Below are 23,108 nucleotides of genomic sequence, written 5' to 3'. Positions count from 1 at the left end.
AAATTAAGCAATATATGATTTATTACAATAAATACAGATATCAATGGAATTTAAAGAAGATGACCCCTGTTCAATACAGAGATCACCTTCTTAATGTAGCCTAGGCTTTTTTTAAAATGTCCTTTACAAAGGGTACACTTTATATATCCGATGAGTCTTACCTTTTTGAAAGAGTTTTATATAACTTTATTCGCTAAAAAAATCTCCCTAATCTTTTCAACATTATTTGCAATGTAAGTAGGTTTAACAATACTCAGTTCTTCAAATGAGCCGTAACCATATGTGACGCCTATGGAATCAATTCCAGTATTATTCGCGCCGATTATATCATGCTTACGGTCACCAATCATAATAAAATCATTCAGCTCATTTTCGTTGTACTCATCTAAAACGTGCTGAATAATTTCTGTTTTTGATGCCCTTGATCCATCAAGATTGCTACCAACTACAAGGTCGAAAAACTGTTCTATATGGAAGTAGTTGAGTATCTTTTCTGCAAATACTGTCGGCTTTGAGGTTGCTACAACTAACTTATAATTTTGTTCCTTAAGTTGACTTAACAGGCTAGGAACATTTGGATATAGGACATTCTCAAACATCCCCTTGTCCTTGAACCTCTCTCTATATAATTCAATTGCTCGTTCAATTTTCTCCTCATCAAAATGATAATAATCTGCAAAAGAAACTTGTAAAGGTGGACCAATAAAGCATTCAAGCTTATCGAGATCATTCTCAACAATATTCATGTTCTTCAATGCATATTGAACTGATTTGGTTATGCCTATTTTAGGATCTGAAAGTGTTCCATCTAAATCAAAAAGAATTACTTTGTAATTACCCATGTTCAAGTCCTTTCTTAGTACACTGTATTTGTTCTATTCAGCTAACGTTATGAGATTCCTAGCTCTTTACTTAATAATTGCTGGTTTTCCTTATGGAAATCTTTCATCATTCTAGGAAAGCGATATTTCTCTATCATTTTTTCAATTTGTTCCTTGTTGTTTTCCTGGAGCAACGCTCTAAGCTGTTTTATGTACGTCATTGATTCTAGTTTTCTTTGTTTGATAATCGACTTATCTTCAGTTACAGACCCATGCCCTGGAATCATTAATTTGATATCGTGCTGCTCTAAAATTCCGTCTACTTTATTTAGCGTGAGTTCATACGCTTTACTGCTATGGTATATGAGAGGGAATTCGCAATTTGAAAGATAATCACCTGCTAGAAAAATGCCTAGAGGTTCAATAACTGTGAATATTCCACAATCAGTATGACCTTGCGCTTTATAAAAAGTAAGTGTTGTACCTTCTATAGGCAATTGCTCTCCATCCACTTGAATGACGTGGTTAACTTTCGGATAAGTAATTTCATACCCTCTCTCAATGTAGTTCCTATCATCGAAAGAATAGATTTGTTCAAGAATACGTACCTTTTCCTTATGGTCTTTGTTTACTAGCTCAAAACTAGCAATGATCGTTGCATCAGGAAAAGCCCCATATCCGATAATATGGTCCCAGTCCGAGTGAGTAAATAATAGATATAACTTTCGATCGCCTTGATTTCGATAAACATATTCTTTTATTTGTTCTACCTCAGCTGGTAACCATGTCGGGTCAACAACTAATACAAATTCTGGAAGTTCAATAACTGTTGATGTCGTTTGAAATAATGCACTTTGAAACACTGTAACATATTGATTTTTATATATTATCATCTAACTCCCCCTCGTTAATCTATCTTCCCATACGTTTATCTGATAGTCATTGTTTTAAACGAACACTCAAATTGATTTGTACATCGCTCTTAATACAATATAATTAAGGCTCCTTTTGTAAACTTTGTTGTATTGAGACTAACTTAGGACAGCAGCAAATAAACTTTGACTATATGTTTAATGAGAATGACTTGATTTGTACGTACTTATTTCTTAGGACTAAAAGCAACAATCGATGCGAAAACAGTCTAAAATTAAGGAGAAAATACTCTATTAATAAACCTCTATGCTTGTAAGCTAGTACCAAAACAAATTCAACAATTCCAATCTCTTACTATTATAAGGTTATCCTCTGACGGTTAATAGTACCTTTCCTATATTCTCTCTTGATTCAATATATTCATGGGCTTTCCTTACTTCTTGTAAAGGAAACTCTTTGCCAATTTTCATCGTTAATTGTTTGTTTGATAAATATCTTATGATTTGCTTAGCTGCTTGTTCTAACAACTGAGGCCTTTCCTTTCGTGTGGTACCTAAACTGAACCCTAGTACAGATCTACAACTTGAGTGAAGCTCACTTGTTTGAAAATGTCCTACTTCACCACTGGAATTTCCAAATTGGATCAGCCTGCCATACTTCGCTAAGCATGCTAAACTTTGTTCAGTAATCCGACCAGCGATAGAATCTAAAACAATATCTACACCTGTCCCATTCGTAAGCTCTTTTACTTTGTTAGAAAACCCATCATATAACATGACCTCATCAGCCCCAGCTTCTCTCACAACTGAAAATTTAGCCTCATTGCTAACCGTACCAATCACTTTGCCTGCACCTAGTAACTTTGCCAATTGAATAGCAGTTGTCCCTACTCCTCCCGCGGCCGCATGTATAAGGACCGTCTCCTCTTTTCGAACCCTAGCAATATCATGAAGTAGCTTATACGCTAAGATTGAAACTGTTGGGCAAGCTGCAGCTGTTGAAAAATCAATATCTTCATGAAGAACAAAGGTTAATGATTCTTTAGCCACCACGTAATCAGCATAGGAGCCATTTGAAGGAAACGCGATCACCCTTTGGCCAACAAATATCCTCTCAACTTCATCCCCAACAGCTTCCACCGTTCCTGCTACATCCAAGCCGATCGATAATGGAAAGCTTCCATGACCTTTGTTCCCTTTTCTTTTTTTTATGTCTGCAAAATTAACACTCGTTTTCTCTACGCGAATTAATACTTCATGTGGACCTGCGACAGGAATTTCAACGTCTGTTAATTCAAGTACTTCAGGACCACCAAATTGATTAATAACAATACTCCTCATTTCTATCCACCTCTATAATGAACTTCCATAGAATACCACATCAATTATTTTATCTTACACTATAAAAAATCTATAATAGCAATATGTTATTACAGCGAATAAGAATTAATTATTATACGTTCTTTTATGAAAAAAAAGAGACAGGGTATATATTGTGGGAGTCTGAACCGGTTTTCAGGGTGGTTTCCTCGTTCTTTGCTATCTTCATTAGGTGTGTATTCAAGCACTAATGAATTCTTCACTAACTATTGTAGGGGATGCTCCAAAGTGGTTTGTCGATATGCACCGCGATGATGGACTTTAACCATGTAGATATGCTATATCTGGCATAAAAAAAAAGAGACACAAAAGTGCCTCTACTTCGCCAATAAAATTTCATCTAACACCTTTTGAACTGCATAACCTTCCTTAAAAGATACGAGCTTAGCTGAATCGCCTTTGATCGCCTTCACCAGTTCGTCCACTACGTTTTCTTTGTCAACACTATCAACTGGAATGATACTTCCATTGTCATTAGCTCTAGTTTGTGAAAGGATTCCCCAATTTTCAATTTCCAATGTTCCTTGGTCTCCGAAAACTTTTAGAGAAAGATGCTCCTGTTGACCAATACCTGCTAACCCGTTAAATAGAACGGGAATTCCACCTGAAAGCTTCATAGAGCTGATAAAGCTTGTTTCACACAAGTCTTCATTTTCAGGATATTCAACACTTGATCGAACAATGCTCATTTCCCCGAAAACGTCGTGTATGATTTGAATAAAATGAGGAGCAACTTCTCGAATAAATCCCCCTTGTTCCCTGCTAGAAATCCATTCGTTTTGCTGCCATTTGCGAGGCCACTCCGTAAAGTGCAAGTTAAGCTCAATTTTTTTTACTGACCCGAGCTCACCATCCATGATCTTATTTTTGAATACTTGGAATGCCTGACTATATACCATTGGAAAATTCATGGCATGCACAATATTAGCTTTTTCAGCCTCTTCTACCATTTCCAATGCTTCTTCAGTAGAATTTGCAAGCGGCTTTTCGCATAGCAGGTGTCGGCCGTTTCTTATTACATCTATTGCTATTTTATGATGGAATTTAGGAGGAACCCCCACATAAATTAACTGAATACTTTCATCCTTAAGCATATCTAAATGATCCAAGTATAGAGATACATTTGGCAATTCATCCTTAAATTTGTTTAAACTATCTGCGTTTCGATCACAAAGTGCCGCAATATCGATTTCATTATGCTGTTGAAATTGTCGTAACACTCTTTCACCGATCGCTCCCATGCCAATTAAACCTACTTTTATTTTTTCACTCAAAACCGTCACCTTCTGTCTCGTTGTTTTATTAGGGCTTTTTCGTTAACTTTGCTGCTATTTAGTAAGGCTTTCGTTTCGGAAGCTTTGTTGCTATTGTTCCTAAATTTGAAGGTAAAGATGTTGTTTAACGGAACAGTTATCGTTTTAAAAAAGAAAAGATGCCACGAAAGCTAGTTGTATTCATGTTTAATTTTTGTACGAAAAACAACAACTTATGCGAAGACAGCCTTTAGCTAAAAGATACGAAAGGGCAGAAGATTTCTGCCCCTTGATGCTCACTTACCACAGCACGGGCGGTGAGCATCCATAACACCTTCCTCACTTTTCCCGTGGTTTCAAACACATTGGAGGTTAACCTCTTACATTTCGAATAAAGCTTTCTATTTTTGATACATCTGTTATGTTCTGATTACACTCTTCACTGTTCATACACATATAGTTTCCATAAGATTTATAATAATCAGGTGAAGCATTTTTAGGTTTTGTTTTAGATATTGCTGAAACGAACACAACCTTACTGAATCCTTTACATAACGAGCATATATTCTTTTTGTTCGTTATAGTAAAGTTACCTTCTATACCCATTAGTTCATTGTCTAGTTCATAAACGATAAACAGTTTATTTTTTGATATATCAAGCCAACCTAGATAGGTCAAGAATTGAAAATCTATACTTGCTAAATCAGGTAGCTTAAGTTTTTTATTTTTTGAGAATAGTTTTGTTAATTGTTTTTTAGTCACTTGTGGAAATTCTAACAGCAATGGCTCTAATGAATTTATATACTGTTGAAACTCCTCAGCTGTTTCTAAATCAGTCATTTTCCTTAACATTTGATCTTGTGAATCCGTCGTATGAGAAATAGCATCAAGAACTTTAGATAGCGCACTATATTTTGCTACTTCCATTACATTTAGATCAGCTGTAGTCTTTAAAGCATGTTGAATAATGCTTACTTGTCTCTTAATTAGATTATATTGATGGTTCCTAATAAATAGTTTACTCATAATATCTTCCGCTCCTTATTTTATAAATAAAATGAAGGTGCAAAACCACATTTAGGAACGAGCTTATACGGGCGACGTAAAGAGGTTACTTAAACTTTGAACACTCTATTTACCTCAATGTCCACCCATGCAAAGAATCGCCCCCAGCCGCAGGCTTTGCATGGGATATCTTTAACTTTGGCAAGCATAATTCGTTTGCCATTTTTCATCCACCCCCTTAATTGTTCATTATATATAAAATTCAGTCTTCATACATCATTCTTAAAAACTTTTACTCGATCATACAAATCTCTCTGTTATTTGGTATTATATCAAAGGAATAAAGATTTGACTGCGTTAAAACTCCAGTGGGTTAAGATACTATTCCATGAACCTAAACCATGACCACCAATCTGTTATATAGTAATTAAAGTTGAATGTTAAATGCTCCACTTTTGTAGAAAACAAACTTATACCCTCGAACGGACAGATCCTCTTTCTACCATGATAATGAGTATACGATGCTCCTCCATGCATAATGCCTACACGGTCTGCAAGTGCTTCTACTTCTTCGAGATAATAACTATAAAAATATCCATCATCCTGTAAATGGAATTTCGATAATCGGTCGTTTTTGCATAATAACTGGTCATAATCGCATTATTAAATTAAACAGCCCAAATGCCTTCGGGTAAATTTGCGAAGTGACCTCAAAGAGATAGACGCTGAAGCTAGACATAGAGTTCTCATACAGTGAAAGAACAAAAAATTATTTCTATATTTTCTTACCTTTTAAAGAAGCACAGCCATCTTTGACTGTACTTTTTAGGATTGATAATATAATAAATGACTCTAAATCTCGTTCATATCAGACACAGCACGCTCAGCTGATTGAAGCGCGCCTAACTCGACATAAAATCTATGAGAGAATATAACTTATGTCACTCCAACCATAAACGACTTCATTCAGTTTCTTCCCGGCTATTACAATTTCCAACGAGTCCATTTTTTTACCACCAAGAGCTTCATAGAATTGACATGCGCTATTATCTTCCAAGACGAACACAACCATACTATGTATCTTTAATTGTTTTAGATGTTCGATAATTGGCATTATAAGTTGTTTCCCTATGCCACATCCTTGATATTCTTGTAACAGATAGATGGCATATAACTCTCCCTCGTAGCCATCATACTGTCTTGACCTTTCCCTTCCACCGTTTGCAAAGCCAACAATTTGACCTTGATTATTTTCCGCAACATATACATTTCCACTTGGGACAATCTCTTCCCATAGTTGTTCCCGACTTTTGTAGGATAACTTGTTTAAATACTCGTCTGGTACAATATGCTTGTATGTAGTCTTCCAACTGTCTACATGTACTTTTGCAATAGACTTTACATCTTTTAAAACTGCTTTTCTAATTTTCACCTTTTCTCTCCCCCTCACTATTCAGTATTAGCTCCCAACGTTCCTCAACCATAGTAATGTTAGATAAAACAACTTCTTGTGTTTCTACTATTTCAAACCCAAACTTTTTATATAGATTTCTTGCAGCTATTAAGTCACTATTTGTCCACAAAATTATTTTCTTATACTTTTTCTCTGTAGAGAATGTGATGGCTGTCTTTATTAGTTGACTACCTATACCTAAACCTCTTGAAAGGGGTTCTATAAGAAATAAACCTAGCTGAGCAATTTCGCTATCAAACTGATTAATACAAACTGAACCTTTCAGATCTCCCTCTTTTTCTACCACCCATATATTTTCTCTAACATGGGATCTATTGACGATATCCCAAACTTTTTCCTGAATAAATTCTTTAAATGATTCATCATAATGGTATTCCTTATGATAAATCTCGTAATGAGTACTAATAATATAATTGATATCTTCAAGCTTATAACTTCGAATCAATGTTATCCCCCTTTGAATAAAATATAACTTAAATTATGTAGTACCATGACCTATGTTGGATTCCCAAGTTGACCAGTTCTCTTCCATACTTTCCGATAATCGACTCTTCCGTTACTATCGAGTTCTAAATTTACATATCGGCTGTTTTTAGACTTGTACACAGTATGATAACGATGATATAAAAAATAGATAGCGTAGTTTCCTTTCAAATACTCTTCTGTTTGAAAGTACGTTTTCCATCGGGCAGTTTCATCTGTTAATTGTTTTATGTAGGAAACCTGTCGGTCAACGTATTGTCTCATTGGTTCATTTAGAAAGTGATAAATATTTATGACTTGTGATTGAAGTGCAGTAATTACTGATAATAGCTGGTCATCTGCAAGTGCAATCCCTCCGACAAATAGATCAAAATCTTGAAACTCTTCATATCCGCTAAAACGATGAAAATCTACTAGTTCAATATGTGAAGTGATATTTACTTTAAGTAATTGCTTTTGTAGGATTTTGGCTTCCTCCTCAAAGTTTACTCCATCTCGAATTTGCTGCACTCCAATCTTCAGTATTATTTCTGTATCACTTATCATGCTACAATTCTTAACACCAGTAACACTGTTTTCAATAGACCGATCAGTTACAAAACTACACGCAGCTCGTCTACTTTCTTTTTCAACTAAATAATCCTGCTGATTTAACGAGCTACTGATTACCTCACGAAAATCTTGATCTCTCAATGGCCCATTTTTCTTACAGTTAAATGCAATAAAGGTTGCTCCTTTCTCTAGCATTTTTACTTGCTCCCATGATTCGTCTAAAGAATGTAATAGTAACGGAAGTCCCTCTTCCTCTTTAAATGGAGTTGGTGTTTTAATAATCTCTATTCTATCTAACCACGGCCTAACTCCAAAATATTTAGCAAATAACTCTAACCGAATGTTATTTTCATTGTGTTGCGTAATTTTATAAGGTCCACTTCCGATCGGAAATCGACGGAAATTCTCATGATCATTTTTAACCACTTCTAGAGGTACAATGGAGAATCTCATTCCCGATAACTGACGCGGAAATAAATAATCAACATTCTTTAATTGAAACTGGATAACATCCTTGTCAATTATTTCTATCCATTCCATGTTAGTCATAAGGATATCCTCTTTCGGGTACCTACTAAAAGTTAATTTTACATCCTCACTTGTTAACGCTCTACCATGATGAAACTTTATCCCTTTGTGTAAATAAAAGGTCCATAGCTTTCCATCAACACTTTCCCACCTATGGGCAATACTTGGCATTAGTTGACATGTATTTGGATCATATTCTACCAGCCTATCAAAAATTTGTTGTACCATATGGGAATCGTGACGGGATTGAATATGTAGTGGATCCATCGATAAATCCGTTTCATAAAAAGGGTATGTCAGAATATCTAGATTTTCACCAGCTTTATTTCTTTGTTGTAGTCGTGAAAAGCCTACATGCTTTATAAACCACTCTTGGATATCAGTTCGTGAAGAATCACCTAAACTTTCCACAATACGAAAGGCTTGTTGATATTGACCTTGTTGAATTTTTTGTTTTGCGTAATTAAGACAAAGCTGCTCCTTAGAATAAATAATCGTAATTGTTGGCTTCTTTCCTCTACCTCTCTGGACTTTCCATTTAATGTAACCTTCATCATTTAAATACTGAACAATCGTTTTCACATGACGCTCTGAACAAGTTAAAAGCTCAGATATGTCAAAGATGGTTGTTTCATTCCCAACTCCAGGTTTAAAGTGTTCAGTAAGTTTTATTAAATAATCAAAGTATTTCATCTTTTCCCCCAATAAAAGGTGAACAGTTTAATTTAAACATCTCACTTTTTATTCACCTTTTTATATTTTACACTACTAATGCGTGTTTAAAAAAGAGGACAACAACACTGCGTAAGAAAGGGGTCGAACCCCTCAACTACTACATTAAACGATAAGGGGGATATGAATGGCTGTTCAAACCGCACAACAGCGGAGCGCACCATTAACATTATGGAGAAATAAAAATTTTCTACTTATTTGGTTTGGTTCAATGATTTCAAATTTCGGCATGCAAATGTATATTATTACAATCCCATTGCTCATTTATGATATAAGTCAATCAGCACTAGCGATGAGTACTATGCGTGCGATAGAGTTTTTCCCAAATATTTTTATTGGGATGATTGTGGGCGTGTTTGTAGATCGATTTAATCGCAAAAAAATGATGGCCTGGACGAGTTTTATACAAGTTGCATCAATCACTGGAATTATCTTACTACTCATGACCGATCAGTTGGCCATCTGGCATTTATACATACTAGGATTTATTCTTTCTTCGGCAGGATATACATTTGGAAATGCTAACCATTCAGTTTTACCACAAATTGTTACAAAGGAACAATTAACTTCTGCAAATGCACAAATGACTTTCGTTAATACTTTTATCCAAATGATCGGTCCTGGATTAGCAGGTGCTGCTCTACTAATATTTTCTTACACCTCAACTTTGATGGTATACATGGTATGTTTATTCATACTATACATTTGTGTACAGCTCATCCGTTTGCCTGCAAATAACCACACGACAAAACAGCATAATTCAATGTTACGTGATATAAAAGAAGGTATTGATGAACTGTTCTTTAATAAGACGTTATTAACACCAACGATCACCATACTATTTGTAAATTTCGCAGCGAGTCTTATAACAGGGGTACTTATTTTTTATGTAAAAGATCAACTAGGAGCTACATCTGCTCAAGTCGGGTTAATGTTTAGCATTTCTGCTATTGGAGGGTTACTAGGTGCTGCGATTATTAACCACATTCGTAAACAATTTGGAAGAGGAAACATTTTTACATTTTGTTTACTCATTGATGCATGTGCAATGGGGGTACTTATAGTTGCTCCAACATGGTGGGCAATTGGAATTTCACTAGCCATCCGTACGTTTGCAATTACAATGAGTAATATTGTATATTTTACAATCCGACAAGAATTTACACCTAATCACCTATTAGGTCGTGTTTCAGGAACGTCATCAATGCTTATGAAACTTACACTACCTCTTGGTTTATTCATTGCAGGTTTGTGGGCAGAGTGGTTTTCAGTAAGAATTTTATTTGTTTTCTCAACACTAATTATCCTAATTATGTTTATAAGGCTTTATTTTCATTCTTTTCGAAAGCTAGTCTAAACAGCAGTGTATTTCACATAGACTTTGTATTTACAACTAGTTCTATCAGGTGGAATTTATATCTTCCACCTATTCCTCATATAGTCGCTCCAAAAGTGGAAATGTTTATGTTATCACTATATTCACAAAGATATTATTAATATTTGTGAAACCTTTATTATTTTAATACGTATTTCTACTACCACATTCTATGAAAGGGCGCTAATAATGAACGAAACGATAGAGCATTTAAAAAATGAGTTAAAGAATTGTGAGGATTGGGAAAAAGACCAGAGCGACTTATGGTTTTGGGAAAAGCTCGGACGGCTTCCTTTCAAACTGATTGACAGATTCACTCCAAAGTTCATACAAAACAAAGTTGGCGTAATCCTTGATGAACTAGGCACATACATCCAGTCAGGAGGCAGATATTTGAGCTCCATTTCTGCCGTGAAAAATTACTATCCAAATCAACAAATCAACACTTTAAAAGATGTAGATAATCTGCCAATTGCTAGCATGGATGAAGCTGCTGCCAAGCTATCTTTAAATCGCAAAAAAGTGGCCACCTTCCAAGGGGCAAGCACTGGAGTTGGAGGTATTTTCACTCTTACTATTGATATACCCATTTTACTCGGCATCCAACTGAAAACTCTTCAAGACATAGCTATTTGTTATGGATTTGACCCAACAGATAAAAATGAAAGAATTTTCATCGTGAAAGTATTACAATTCATTTCCTCTGATATTGTTGGTAAAAAGGCAATATTACAGCAGCTTTCCATGTTCGAGTCCGATCAAAATGAGTCAAAAAGAGAGGTTGCAGCAGAGATTCAAGGGTGGAGAGAGGTCGTATTTTCCTATCGGGATCAAATTGGCTGGAAAAAACTTTTTCAAATAATACCAATTGCTGGACTGTTAATTGGTGCATTTATTAACCGCTCTGCAGTAAATGATATAGCTGAGGCAGGAGTAATGATGTATAGAAAAAGGGCGATCCTTAAACGTTTACAATTAATTGAATCAGAATAACAGCCGGAGAGCGTAAAGTAGCTCACCGGCTTCCTTCTATTTAAATAGTAGTTTCGTATCATAATCACTGTTGCCTTAAACTTTTGAACAAATATTTTTTTACGGTTAAAAATAAAAATCCCTTATTGATTGGTTTACTAAATTTACTTCAATGTCGCTGTTACAAAGATTAAATCTTTCTTTGATACACACTCAGTACAATACCTACAACCGTTGTATTTAGTACAGTGGGCATTAAACCATAGCTTAAATGGCAATGGGATACTAGTTAAAGATAAAAAACCTAGCACCATAGAAATATTATAGACAGCTTGAACAGTAAAGATAGAAATGTCACCCATGACTAGCATTCTTCCAAATTTGTCCGATATTTTATGGTAAACAACGACCATTCTTGAAATCCAGAACGATAGTATAATAGCAATTATCCACCCTAACTCATATGCTACACCTAAAAAGGCAAAATCAGTGTGTGCAAACGGTACAAACTCTTTACCACTTTCATTTATCTGACCAAGCCAACCAGCATTTGACCAATACTCTCTAATGAACAAATAAAGTTTTCAAATAGTTTTTTGGACCGATAATAAAAAAAGCACACAAGGTGCCTAAAAACAATTTATTCAAACAAATTAATATTTGGATCTTGTTTGTAATAATGAACTAATATCGCATGTAGCTGTCCTCTATGGTGATATAGGTGAGCGACAATTTCTAATAACCAATCAAAACGGGTATATGTAACTCCCCAGTATGAAGTAGTCATCTGCATTAATTCTTTCTCACTATAAAATGCGTACCTTTCTTGCAATAACTGAACGTTATTCATTAACTCCTGTTTAATTTCCTCTTTGCTACTAATTACTTTTGATGAATAATAACTTTCCATTTCTTCTATCTTCTTTTCATCTGAAATATGTAAATCAGCCTCACAAATCATTGCGATATGTTTCAGTAGTTCACCGATTGAATGTTTATTTTCAGTAGGTCTTCTTGCTAAATCATTACCCTCTAGCTTGTCAATTATGTCACATATTGATTGAGCAAGAACATTTATTTGCCTAAAGGCACTTTCACAAAATAGATTCATAACCTCACCTCAACTGACTCCCTTAATTGAGTGTCTATATATTAGTAACTACGTGTTATTTTACTAGATAAGATATCCACCAAAAACATTGACCAATCGTTATGTCTAAATTTCTAGCATAAGGTGTAAAAATTTCACGCAATTCAGCTTCGTTATAATAATTCTTAATTACTTCATATTGTGAACCGTTTTCTAATGTTCTTAATTTATATGTATCTTTACTACCTGCTTTTTCAATTAAGGATCCACCAATCGATTCAATATATACATTATCTGCCATAAAAATTTGTGCCCCTGTACCAACTCGTGCATGAAGTTGCTTTAAGAATTTTTCAATTTCATTTTTAGGAATATGAGAGAACCAATAGTTAGCAAAACTCGCATTAAAATTTCCTTGAACTTTATTCAACTCGTACGCATTTGCCTGCTGAAACAGAACTTTATTAGATGGTAGATTTTTTTCTACTGCTATCTTTATTACTTCATCTGAAACGTCAATAGCAGTAATATGGGATACATCTTGAGCAACAAACTGCGTCCAATAACCCGTTCCACACGCAACTTCTAGCACGTGTTTGTTTACAAATAGTGTAATCATCGATTCACGAATCGCCGCTTGCTCCTTCTGCCGTACTTCATCATTTCTGTAATATACCCTTTCATACTCTTGAGCACGATTACTATAATATAAGTTCAATTGAATTCCCCCTTTGCACAAATTGGTTTATTTTAACATAACAAAAAGGTTATTTCAATACAGCTATCTCTTTAATTTTGATTTTATTTAGGTTCTTAACTTGCTGCTTTTTTCTCAAATTAGAACAGCTGCACATTGTTTTGTTTTGGTTATTTTTATCTAAAAAATTTACAATAAAATGTTTTTGTATGAATGATCATTAATTATAAAAGTAGAAAAAATGCCATAAACGCTATGTTTATATGTGTTTATATATTAGATCGAAAGCAACAATCAATGTTTGTTTAAACGAAAAGATGCCATGGAATCTTATTGTATACGGATAATGTCACTCAGCACCGACTATTGGTGAATATACTATTGCTCTTTTATTTTGTTAAAAATATTGTAATTTTTTTAAATATTATGTAACTTTTTCTATTTAGTTCCGTAAAAATAATGAGCAATACATAATATTTATAATCATCTGGTTGTTTAATAACCTATATTTCAACGTAATTACTACAAATTGGAGGGATAGTATGTTTTCGGAAAGGCACAATTTAATGTTTGCATTAGGGTTGATGTTCACTTTATCTAGTATAATCGCTCCTGTTTATCTTTATTTTTTCCAAAGGTTATTTGGTGTTGCTGACAATTTAAACTATTCTTGGTATTTTACTCCTCTTACTTCAGGGTACATCATGCTAGTCATAGGATTTGTACTGATTGGAGTGGGGCTACTCATTTATGTCTTTTTAGTAAGTAAATTAGTCAATAAGATAGTTGCAAGAACAGTACTAGTTATCTTTACTACTGCCTCAATCATTTTAATGTATTTTAGTTTGCATAGTTACTTATATATGACGACTGATGGGGTATTATTAAATGATAAATTTTCATTAAAAGAAGAGTTATATAGATGGGAGGATATTGAAGCTGCTTCTTTTATTGGCATTGGTAATGGTCATAAGGTTATTAAGCTTACATACACGAACGGAGTAGAGCTTGAGCTTCAGGATACAGTTTACAAAAATAATATGAAGATTATTAATGAAATTTTAAAGAAACATGAAGTAGCAATCGGAGTCAGTAATGAAAATGATAGTAAATAGTTCGTCCTTGCTTTCTACTTTTCTCAATTTGAATTTCACTACTATATTGCAAAAATAGTAGAAAAATGGTAAATTTTTTATAACTTTGAAAAGGGGGATAATATGTATTCATCTAAACACACTATACTATTTTCAATAGGAGTCATTTTATTATTATCTTGCTGGCTAGCTCCTTTTTTCATTATTCGGATTTTTCAATCATTGTTTGTTGAAGGTTTGGAATATTCATGGTATTTTGCGCCGAACCTATCAGCATACTTTTTAATCGGAATAGCTTTAGGTCTTATAGGGCTAGCCTTAATGCTTTATGTTTTTTTATCAAGTAAAAAGGTGAAGAAGCTTATTACAAACAGTATGATGCTGATTGTAACTGTTATATCTGCAATCTTGATCTTCTTTGGTATGAATGATTATCTTTATATGACAAATGATGGTATCGTAGTCAATCAAACCATCTCTACAAAAGAGAAACTATACAAATGGGATGATGTTGAAACTGCTAATTTAATTGCAAAAGAAAATGGAAAAAGAGTGATAGAGTTTAAATATAGCAATGGTGATGTAAATGAATTCCGTGATAGGATTTATATCCAAAACGGTCAAATGATCAACCATATATTAAGAGGTAACGGTGTTGTAGTAGAGTTCATTAACAATAGCAAATAATGTTGGGATATTTAAGGTGCTGTCTCATAAGCCAAATAGCTTATGAGGCAACGCTCTTACAGGTACATTATGAATTACTACATCACCTAATCTTAATTTCGTTCGTAAATCTCTAACGTAGTAAAGAAAATTAATGCCGAAGTTAAATCCCCTTCTATCTAATCATTCGCTATAATATTCCAAATTGCATCTTTTCTTATATTATGTAACATTCAAATGATTATAAAAGAAGACTAGCAAGATCATACTTTACTATTTATATAAGCTTATTCTGGCTGACAACAAAGTTCGCCTTCACCCTTCTCTAATGCAGATTTCAGACTTCCGAGCGCCCCATGCCATGCCATCTCATGCCATTTAAATGCTTCTTCCCAAGCTGCTCCGAATCCCCATCCAAAATGCTCAAGTGTAACCTTAGTTTTTTCTTCCTCTTCTTCAAAAAGAACATTTACAAGTGTAAGATCATCTTGGTTGTTCATAATGGAAGCAAACTGATCAGGACCTTTCCAAGTGAATTCTAATTGCTTTGTTGGAACAAACCTTTTTATTCTGCAACCTTTCGTATTCATACCTTCAACATTTTCAGGGTCAAAATATAACTCAAATGCCCCACCTTCCTTAGGTTCAACAACGGTTATTGGTGCAAACCATTTAGAAACTCTATCGGAATTCGTCCATGCATGCCACACAAGATTTAATGGAGCATTAATAAGAACATCCTTTTTCAAGATACTTTTTCCTGTAGATGTTTTCAACAAAACCCTCTCCTTATAAATAAATATGGAATTTATTTTATTGATTGCGAGAATTTCATGTAATACTATACCCTCAAGCACCATTGAATTTAGTTTAGCCTGTCTTCGCATAGATTGTTGTTTTTCTAATCATAACGTACACTTGCTTCAGGAAAATAAAAAGGTTGAATTGTGAAGCTCATGGAAAACAAAATTCCTTGACCTTTCTCAATGCACAAATATAATCAATTAAAGTTTGAAAACTCAACAAGTTCAATTTGATTTCCTGCTGGATCCTCTATGACAAGGTAACGACCCGGCGGGCATGGTTTAGGTTCACTGAATAGGAGCCTTACCCCTTTGGATTTTAACTCCGTCAAATCCTTATCAAGATCCTCTGATATAATACCAAATAGCACATTTTGGTTTGATGCGGTATTTTTCGTCCCTGTTTCCTCTAGAACAATCGGTACTTCATCTTGTACTAAACTAACTATCTTGTCACCATAATGCTCAGACACTTTAAAGTCCAACATCTTTGTATAAAAGTGAATTGCTTCTTGCATATTGTCTACTTTAACCGTAATGACACATACTTTATTTAACATAACATGACCTCCTTATTGTTCACATCCTTATTTTAACAATAATACATAAATAAAATTTCTCCTAGTTTGCTTTTTATTGTAACTACAAGGTATTCTTTATCTTGTGCAATAGAGGGTGATGGAGTATGCCCCCTCATCATAAGCAGATAAAGTCTATGAATAAACGTGTTGATATGCACATCCTTTTCAAGTGATTACAGTCATTTTTTCCGCACTTTTTGTACCTGTTCTAATAATAATTGTGGTAAGTTGATTAAGATCGGTGGATCGAACGGCAAAGGGCTCCTTAACTTAATGTGTATCTCCTTATCTGTAGTACCTGTAACGTGAATCGGATCATCGTACATCCCACGGAAAGCATGTTCTAGCAAGAAATAATCTTTAGGATTCATACTTAGCGGTATACCTGCAGCAAGAGCATAATAGGTCCCAGTAGGGATTTGAGAAAATATACAACTCGATTGTTTTTGGGTAAATGCAGTTCCAATAGCTGGTCTTTCATCAGGGATCGGTCGAGGAAATAAGCCAACAAATATGAATCCTTTAAATTGCGCTGGTGCTTCTATATGACACGTTAGAACTGGTGGATGAAAGTATTGAATAACTGAATTTTCTCCTTCTGTGTATTGATTAACAAAATGATATAAGTCGTTTGTAGTTACCTGAAACTGCTTCGGTGGTAAACCTACAAATTGTTTGAATTTTGCACTAAAGCTTCCTAGGCTGCTAAAACCTATGGACATCATCGTCTTGATAATAGATGGAGAGGAATGTCTGACAAGCATTTGCTTACCCGCCTCAATGCGTAGCGCAGACAAATAATGACGAGGTGATATTCCTGTCACTTCTTTAAAAAACCTTGAAAAATGGAAAGAGCTATAGCCTACAAGTGACGCTAATTCTTCAGTCGTAATCTCTTTATCTAAGTTTTTTTTCATATATTCTACCGCTTGGACAACAGCTTTGACATGATCACCATTTCTTGTCAAGTTGTTCACCTGCTTTAAAAAATCTATTTTTCTTTTTTTAGTATGAGTTTTCTACATCACATCATTTCTTCTAGTTGACAGAATGCATTACAGGTATCATTAACTGAAAATATGTTGCATCCTCACTTTCGTAACGCTCCATTTTTTGACCCTTAGGAATAAACCCATACTGCTGGATAACTTTCATATAATGAAAACAAATATACTCATTATGAATAGGATACTTGATCGTAGTGAAAAGCGTAGGTGGATAAGATTCGAAATTAATTCCTTCTTCGCTTACTTCATTATAATAACTCTTAATTTGGAAGCCAATTTCTCCTGTCATTTGAGTGTTATTTGTTTCATGTGTTCTTATGTAAATTTCAGGAATAATCGTCAAGCCAAGTTGTAGAGCTTTATGTCGGTCAGACTCAATAAATGCGTGAAATGGGTTCATTTTTCGTTCAACAGTATGTGTAAACCATATAAAATCTCTAGGTTCATTCCATTTAACTAAGTAAATGCCTTCATTTTCGGGATGAAAGCCTCCTAAATACTTTTGTGCAATATGTAATGCAGAAAGCTTTGATTCGATATTTTCTCTCCAACCCCTAACAAGCTTTGATTTCGTTTCATGATCAGCTGTTAAGTATAGTTGGATATCAGTGATAGAAACATCTGCCTGTCGAAGTGAATGTATAAACTGAGCTTGCTTAATTTGATTTTCCGTATACATACGGTATCCGTTAGCTAATCTTTCTTCAGGGACAAGAACTTGTTTCCGATCATAAAAACGTAAAGTACTAGATGGTATACCTGTTTTTTGTGCAAAATCGTTTATCTTCATCTATATTCACATCCCAATTAAAGTTAGCTCATCTGATACGTCCACAGATTTATGCGGTTACCATCTGGATCATACACATGAAAACCAGCCCACATATTTGGATCCCCAGCAATTTGGGACGTTATTACTCCTCTTTCTTTAAACAATTCATACGTGTTGAAGAACATGTTCTTTTGTTTTAAATCAAAATAAACTCTTACAGATGGGTTAGAATGTTCAAAATCACTGTCTATCATTTCTTCTAATAATATTGGTATTCGTTCTCTCTTCTCATTCCATGATGAAGTAAAAGCGTGCATAAGGACCCCTCGAGTATCTGGAAAGCTAGTTATTATTTCCATTCCAAAATTATCTATATACCAGTTTGCTGATAACTCAAGATTAGAAACTCCTATAATAGTAGATATTGCAGTTCCAAATTTAATTAACCTAGCATGAGGATACTCTCCTTCAAGCTCGGGGTTATGTATAGCTGTTAATCTCGCGCCATTAAAAGCGCTTATATCAAATGTTTTTATCCCATTAGCGAGTTTCATTACATCAGAAACAACAATGTTGTTTGTTTGAAAATAATTCAGCGTCTTATTAATATCTCCAACATCGAATGTTAGCCGAGCATGACCTTCATTTTGAGCATCCTTTTGAAAATGCTCTGTATTTGATTCAAACGATTTCAATGTAATTTGTTCAAAATGATCACGAATAGGAAGACGAAAGAATGCTTTTTTTCCTACATGAGTTTGGAATTGGTCAATACATTCCCACCCCATATACTGCGTATACCATTCAACCCCCTCTTCAAATTTATCAGAATCCACCATAATGAAACCACCGTCCCAACCAATAGATGAACATAACATATTGAGCACCTCTTTCAAAAAAGATATATTCATAAGAGAAAGAATGGGTAGATTATAGGTTTTTCGTACATAGCTATTAGCAATACATCTAGTGCTCGTGGCAAACTTTTAAAATTATTGAGTTCAAAAAATAACTATTCATATTGTCCATTTTTAGTAAAAGTAGCAACCATAGTTTACGAAATAAGCCTATTCCACATATAATATTAGAAAATTTATCTCTTATTGAAATATATCATAAAGGTTGAAGTTGGTTTAAGGTCAATGTACTTTATAAACGATCTTGTAGAAGAGATACTATCTCTCTAACAGGTTGGCAAATCATCTCTCAATTTTGTGCGAGTACAAGTAATGAAGTCTCCATCATAAATTTTCTACTTTTTTTTAATAAGTCCTTCTTTTATAGATAAAGGTAAGATATCAAAAATTCTACTTAATATATTCGTTTAGCTCTTCTATAGCATGGAGAGGTAATGTATACAATGTATGTGTGTCTGCTCGATTCATAATAGATCCACTATCTGAATCTAGCCATAAAAAATATTGCTCAGTCGATTCATCTTCAAAATTTAATGAAACCACATAGTCAGAATGACTAACATTAACTATACCAGGCATTCTATTTGCACCTTTAATTGCTGCCACAAATGTTTGAATAGCTATGATATTTTCTGATGTGTAATAAATTTGTGGTTTGTTCACATTGTTCGTAATGGTGACTAATACACTTGAAATCGTTTTGCCATCTAATGTTACAATCGAAGCGTTGGGTTGTTCGTTTCTTTGTGATTCGCTACAACCTATTAAAACAAAGGTGAATATCAAAACAGAAAACAACGTATATCTATGAAAGGTCATTTCATTGCCTCCTATCTTTTATTTTTTATAGACGATATTCATCATCAAACGTTACAAATTAAAGTTAACTAGAAAAAATCCAATTCCGCTCGAAGGAATTGGATTTTTTATTAACAGTCCGTTTAAGAAATTTCACGTAATTTCACACTATAAAACCTCATTGCTTTAGGTACACCTTGAACCTCAAACACACCATTCATGATTAAATGTCTCACTCGATATTCAAAGAACAAATCACCGTGGTATTGCTCTAAATAACCAATGGCATGACCTATCACTGTAGCACACTTCAAAAAGTCAGTATGTTGTTGTTTTTGATGTAATTCTTTTGCGGTATTAATAATATATTCATCATAATAATCTTCATTAACACTAAGTATTTTGCCTTGTTCCCATATTCTCAGTACTTCTTGAGTCGTTGATAAACCTACCCATTCTTCTACGAGCTGTATTCGTTCTTCTTTAGAAATAGGCTGAAGCTCATTATTCTTCTCATAAATATCTAACAATTTATCAGCATCAAGTTCTCCTGTATGCAATGGCTTATAATTAATTTCATGATTTTTATATAAGTCTATATAAGATAAGGAAGAATTTATACAAAATATAGGGTTACGTTTATCTTTTAACAAGTGCAAAACAAATCTTAATCCAGTTTGTTCATGAGCATTTTCTCCAGCCCAAATAACGATAGGAATATGTAAAGGAATTGCATTCAACTCGCGTATTGTATCTTTAAAGCGTATAATATCTTTCTCTATTTCCCCATCTTCTAATATTAAATGATTTTCTAACCAGTGATATCTATTGCCTACACCGCTAGAATCCCCTAAATCCGTTAGTGGACCTACAGAGAAAGTGTCTCGGAAAGAGATAATCTTCTCAGTATGATGCTTGTCTAAATTTTTTAACCCATTTTTAAGACTACCTCCAGCTGAGTCACCAAAGACGATATGTACTTTTTCAAACTCTTTATAATCAATAGATTGTTCTCTTTTTATACGAATAAAGTCATCAATAGTCTGTTGAAGATATTTTATGAGATGCTGTGCCTCTTCATTGCTTGGTTCTTTTTCCAATTCAATTCTACGCAACATTAAATACAAAAATGATTTTGCTTCGTTTTCTGGTAGGTTTTCTATCATGTTTTTTAGCTCTAACATCATTTCATCGCCCCTTAAGTAAAGCTATTCTATGTAAGAAGAATATTTCCTTTCAAAGTTACAAACAGATTTAAAGAATTTTGTCGTTTGACCGATATCTTTTAGAATTTGACCTAATAATATACGAATTTGACCCGTATATATTCAAAACTGACCCAATTAATGCGAAAGTTGACCTATAAAACCTTATATTTGACCCATAAAAAATCTCTTTCAAGTTTTTTATAATTGGTGACAAACATAGTGTCACTAATTCATTGTTATAATGTCTTTAGATACATGTTAAGGAGGTGACACCATGTGAAAAGGGCTGACAGGCTGATGGCAATACTCATTGCATTACAGCATAAATCAGAAACTGCACAATCTTTAGCAGATAAATTTGAAGTATCAAAAAGAACCATCTTACGAGACATGCAAGCATTATCCGAAATCGGCATCCCTCTATATTCTATGACTGGTCCTAGTGGAGGTTTTCATTTAATGGATGGCTATCAGCTACCACCACTACAATTTGATGTAAAAGAAGGGTTAGCTATACTATTCGCTCTTCGTGCAATGACCAAAATACAAGACACTCCTTTTAATCAAGAACGATGGACAGCACTAGATAAAATTAAAGCAATCATACCTGATGAAACATTGGAACAAATAGACCCGATTCTTAATCATGTCGAATTAGAAGTTCCTAATAGAAATTATAAAACCCCTTTGTTAATGTCATTGCTAGAATATACGGTAAACTCACAGTGGTTGAACATAAAATATAGATCCAAAAATCATCACCGCTGGGTCGAAATCCTCCCTAAAAGAGTATACACTGCTCACGGATTTTGGTATTGCGAAGCCTACTCTCATTTGCATCAAGAAGATCGCATTTTTAGAGTTGATCGCATGGACAACATTGAAGTCATTGAATCAACAGATAACATGACACCTAGTCAAAATCCTAGTGGAAAGGACACAACAAGACCTGCCCCTCCTATACGAGTTATTGCAAAGTTAACTTATCAAGGTGCATTACAATTGGAGCAAGACCCTCATATCGGACATCTAGTAAAAAACATCACAGACAACGAATGGGAAATTGATTACATGTGCCCAGCAACAGAGTGGAATTATACTGTGAACTACTTTTTCTCTCTCGGATTAAATGCTCATGTGATAGAACCTGAAGCTATGCGAAATGAAATTTTCCAGCTTGGACAGAACATGTGTCATCGTTATTCAGCTAAAAAGAATCCAATTGAGAAAGATACATCAGAAATTAATTTAAAGGAGCGAATCTAATGAAACTAAAAAAATTTACAACAAACTTTATTGTAAAAAATATTAACCAATCCATAATATTCTATCGAGATGTTTTAGGTTTTCAGATCGAGATGATCGTAGATCGTAATCAAAATACCGACAATCAAATAAATGAAGATAAAGACTATGTTTTTTCCATTATGAGCAAGGATCAAATACAGCTTATGTTTCAAACACCAGAAAGTATGGCAGAAGATGTGCCTGCATTTAAAGACATAACATTTGGGACATCTGCCTGCTTTTATTTAGAAATAGAGGGAGTGAAAGAATTCTACGAAGAAATCAAAACAAAAGTTGAAGTTGTAAAAGACTTATACACACCTTGGTACGGTATGGAAGAATTCCATATCAAAGACTGTAACGGGAATTTAATAGGGTTTGGAGAAAGAAGTGAAAACGCATAGTTAAAGGATTACCATGTGGAGAGCCTACCCACATGGTTTTTTATAAGACTCTTTTCGTTAACTATGTTGTTTTTTCACTTATATTTGTGACTGATAAAGAGATGCAGAACGTGTTTAGCACTTATGTCGAAAAGCTTATAAACCTTTAAAAAGCTTTTCGAGCTACATTTGTTGCACTTTCATTCAATAAGTTCTGTCAGAGAAAATTAGTACAAAAACAACACCAACTGAATAAACAGTCTTACAAAATATAAGTTATTGATCGAATTTCCCTCTTAAGCTATCATGCTTTCAAACATTCAACTAAACCGTTTCTCTCTTTTAATCTTTCATTGTT

25 protein-coding genes are annotated in these 23,108 nt (G+C 34.2%); 7 read left to right on the top strand and 18 right to left on the bottom strand.

Annotated elements, in window-relative coordinates; genetic code table 11:
- A partial coding sequence (locus JM172_RS18990) for an IS3 family transposase (protein ID WP_214483464.1) occupies positions 1 to 104 on the top strand: 104 nt, incomplete at its 5' end.
- Between the two features lie 72 nt (positions 105 to 176).
- Here the strand turns inward: JM172_RS18990 and JM172_RS18985 are convergent.
- The 8 genes from JM172_RS18985 to JM172_RS18950 all read right to left on the bottom strand — a co-directional run bounded on the left by JM172_RS18985 (position 177) and on the right by JM172_RS18950 (position 9,061).
- On the bottom strand, positions 177 to 842 hold the full coding sequence (locus JM172_RS18985) for an HAD family hydrolase (protein WP_214483941.1): 666 nt from the start codon (positions 840 to 842) through the stop codon (positions 177 to 179).
- Between the two features lie 47 nt (positions 843 to 889).
- Positions 890 to 1,714, bottom strand: a complete 825-nt coding sequence (locus tag JM172_RS18980) for an MBL fold metallo-hydrolase (protein ID WP_214483940.1) — start codon at positions 1,712 to 1,714, stop codon at positions 890 to 892.
- A gap of 345 nt (positions 1,715 to 2,059) precedes the next feature.
- Positions 2,060 to 3,034: a quinone oxidoreductase family protein gene (locus JM172_RS18975; protein WP_214483939.1), complete on the bottom strand. Its 975-nt coding sequence runs from the start codon at positions 3,032 to 3,034 to the stop codon at positions 2,060 to 2,062.
- A 356-nt stretch (positions 3,035 to 3,390) separates the two neighbouring features.
- Positions 3,391 to 4,356 carry a Gfo/Idh/MocA family protein gene (locus JM172_RS18970; RefSeq protein ID WP_352223826.1) on the bottom strand — a complete coding sequence of 322 codons (966 nt, stop codon included), beginning with the start codon at positions 4,354 to 4,356 and terminating at the stop codon, positions 3,391 to 3,393.
- 342 nt (positions 4,357 to 4,698) lie between these two features.
- Positions 4,699 to 5,352, bottom strand: a complete 654-nt coding sequence (locus tag JM172_RS18965) for a FusB/FusC family EF-G-binding protein (RefSeq protein ID WP_214483938.1) — start codon at positions 5,350 to 5,352, stop codon at positions 4,699 to 4,701.
- A gap of 898 nt (positions 5,353 to 6,250) precedes the next feature.
- Positions 6,251 to 6,763: a GNAT family N-acetyltransferase gene (locus JM172_RS18960; RefSeq protein ID WP_214483937.1), complete on the bottom strand. Its 513-nt coding sequence runs from the start codon at positions 6,761 to 6,763 to the stop codon at positions 6,251 to 6,253.
- Positions 6,753 to 7,250, bottom strand: a complete 498-nt coding sequence (locus tag JM172_RS18955) for a GNAT family N-acetyltransferase (protein WP_214483936.1) — start codon at positions 7,248 to 7,250, stop codon at positions 6,753 to 6,755. Before JM172_RS18955 ends, JM172_RS18960 begins: the two co-directional genes overlap by 11 nt.
- A 50-nt stretch (positions 7,251 to 7,300) precedes the next feature.
- Complete coding sequence (locus JM172_RS18950; RefSeq protein ID WP_214483935.1) at positions 7,301 to 9,061, bottom strand: ABC transporter substrate-binding protein; 1,761 nt, start codon at positions 9,059 to 9,061, stop codon at positions 7,301 to 7,303.
- 166 nt (positions 9,062 to 9,227) lie between these two features.
- On the opposite strand from JM172_RS18950, the gene JM172_RS18945 reads away from it, so the two are divergent.
- Positions 9,228 to 10,457: an MFS transporter gene (locus tag JM172_RS18945; protein ID WP_214483934.1), complete on the top strand. Its 1,230-nt coding sequence runs from the start codon at positions 9,228 to 9,230 to the stop codon at positions 10,455 to 10,457.
- Positions 10,458 to 10,664: 207 nt separating this feature from the next.
- On the top strand, positions 10,665 to 11,468 hold the full coding sequence (locus JM172_RS18940; RefSeq protein WP_214483933.1) for an EcsC family protein: 804 nt from the start codon (positions 10,665 to 10,667) through the stop codon (positions 11,466 to 11,468).
- Between the two features lie 143 nt (positions 11,469 to 11,611).
- Here JM172_RS18940 and JM172_RS18935 read toward each other — a convergent pair whose 3' ends face one another.
- From JM172_RS18935 to JM172_RS18925, 3 genes are all read right to left on the bottom strand, one after another.
- Entirely contained in the window at positions 11,612 to 12,022 is a 411-nt protein-coding gene (locus JM172_RS18935) for an FtsW/RodA/SpoVE family cell cycle protein (protein ID WP_214483932.1), read from the bottom strand.
- A 65-nt stretch (positions 12,023 to 12,087) separates the two neighbouring features.
- Positions 12,088 to 12,558, bottom strand: coding sequence for a DinB family protein (locus JM172_RS18930; protein ID WP_214483931.1), 471 nt, complete (start codon positions 12,556 to 12,558; stop codon positions 12,088 to 12,090).
- A gap of 55 nt (positions 12,559 to 12,613) precedes the next feature.
- On the bottom strand, positions 12,614 to 13,255 hold the full coding sequence (locus JM172_RS18925; RefSeq protein ID WP_214483930.1) for a class I SAM-dependent methyltransferase: 642 nt from the start codon (positions 13,253 to 13,255) through the stop codon (positions 12,614 to 12,616).
- 521 nt (positions 13,256 to 13,776) lie between these two features.
- On the opposite strand from JM172_RS18925, the gene JM172_RS18920 reads away from it, so the two are divergent.
- Together JM172_RS18920 and JM172_RS18915 are read left to right on the top strand one after the other, a co-directional pair.
- Positions 13,777 to 14,349: a hypothetical protein gene (locus tag JM172_RS18920; RefSeq protein WP_214483929.1), complete on the top strand. Its 573-nt coding sequence runs from the start codon at positions 13,777 to 13,779 to the stop codon at positions 14,347 to 14,349.
- A 102-nt stretch (positions 14,350 to 14,451) separates the two neighbouring features.
- On the top strand, positions 14,452 to 15,015 hold the full coding sequence (locus JM172_RS18915; protein WP_214483928.1) for a hypothetical protein: 564 nt from the start codon (positions 14,452 to 14,454) through the stop codon (positions 15,013 to 15,015).
- A gap of 266 nt (positions 15,016 to 15,281) precedes the next feature.
- On the opposite strand, the gene JM172_RS18910 is transcribed toward JM172_RS18915, so the two are convergent.
- The 7 genes from JM172_RS18910 to JM172_RS18880 all read right to left on the bottom strand — a co-directional run bounded on the left by JM172_RS18910 (position 15,282) and on the right by JM172_RS18880 (position 21,056).
- Complete coding sequence (locus tag JM172_RS18910; RefSeq protein WP_250886768.1) at positions 15,282 to 15,770, bottom strand: SRPBCC family protein; 489 nt, start codon at positions 15,768 to 15,770, stop codon at positions 15,282 to 15,284.
- Between the two features lie 224 nt (positions 15,771 to 15,994).
- Positions 15,995 to 16,357, bottom strand: a complete 363-nt coding sequence (locus JM172_RS18905) for a VOC family protein (RefSeq protein ID WP_214483927.1) — start codon at positions 16,355 to 16,357, stop codon at positions 15,995 to 15,997.
- A 200-nt stretch (positions 16,358 to 16,557) separates the two neighbouring features.
- Positions 16,558 to 17,355 carry an AraC family transcriptional regulator gene (locus JM172_RS18900; RefSeq protein ID WP_320259230.1) on the bottom strand — a complete coding sequence of 266 codons (798 nt, stop codon included), beginning with the start codon at positions 17,353 to 17,355 and terminating at the stop codon, positions 16,558 to 16,560.
- A gap of 61 nt (positions 17,356 to 17,416) precedes the next feature.
- Entirely contained in the window at positions 17,417 to 18,175 is a 759-nt protein-coding gene (locus JM172_RS18895) for a helix-turn-helix domain-containing protein (protein ID WP_214483926.1), read from the bottom strand.
- Positions 18,176 to 18,198: 23 nt separating this feature from the next.
- A complete protein-coding gene (locus tag JM172_RS18890) occupies positions 18,199 to 19,035 on the bottom strand; it encodes a VOC family protein (protein ID WP_214483925.1) in 837 nt (278 codons plus the stop codon).
- Between the two features lie 429 nt (positions 19,036 to 19,464).
- On the bottom strand, positions 19,465 to 19,893 hold the full coding sequence (locus JM172_RS18885; RefSeq protein ID WP_214483924.1) for a YhfM domain-containing protein: 429 nt from the start codon (positions 19,891 to 19,893) through the stop codon (positions 19,465 to 19,467).
- Positions 19,894 to 20,015: 122 nt separating this feature from the next.
- Entirely contained in the window at positions 20,016 to 21,056 is a 1,041-nt protein-coding gene (locus JM172_RS18880; RefSeq protein ID WP_250886766.1) for a DUF1835 domain-containing protein, read from the bottom strand.
- A gap of 300 nt (positions 21,057 to 21,356) precedes the next feature.
- Here JM172_RS18880 and JM172_RS18875 point away from each other — a divergent pair, with 300 nt between their 5' ends.
- Both JM172_RS18875 and JM172_RS18870 read left to right on the top strand, forming a co-directional pair.
- Entirely contained in the window at positions 21,357 to 22,346 is a 990-nt protein-coding gene (locus JM172_RS18875; RefSeq protein WP_214483922.1) for a helix-turn-helix transcriptional regulator, read from the top strand.
- Positions 22,346 to 22,771, top strand: a complete 426-nt coding sequence (locus tag JM172_RS18870) for a VOC family protein (RefSeq protein ID WP_214483921.1) — start codon at positions 22,346 to 22,348, stop codon at positions 22,769 to 22,771. The genes JM172_RS18875 and JM172_RS18870 overlap by 1 nt, the downstream gene beginning before the upstream one ends.
- Positions 22,772 to 23,108: the final 337 nt, after the last annotated feature.

This window comes from Bacillus sp. SM2101 (assembly GCF_018588585.1).
Lineage (GTDB): Bacteria > Bacillota > Bacilli > Bacillales > SM2101 > Nanhaiella > Nanhaiella sioensis.
This window is presented reverse-complemented; position numbering and strand designations above follow the sequence as displayed.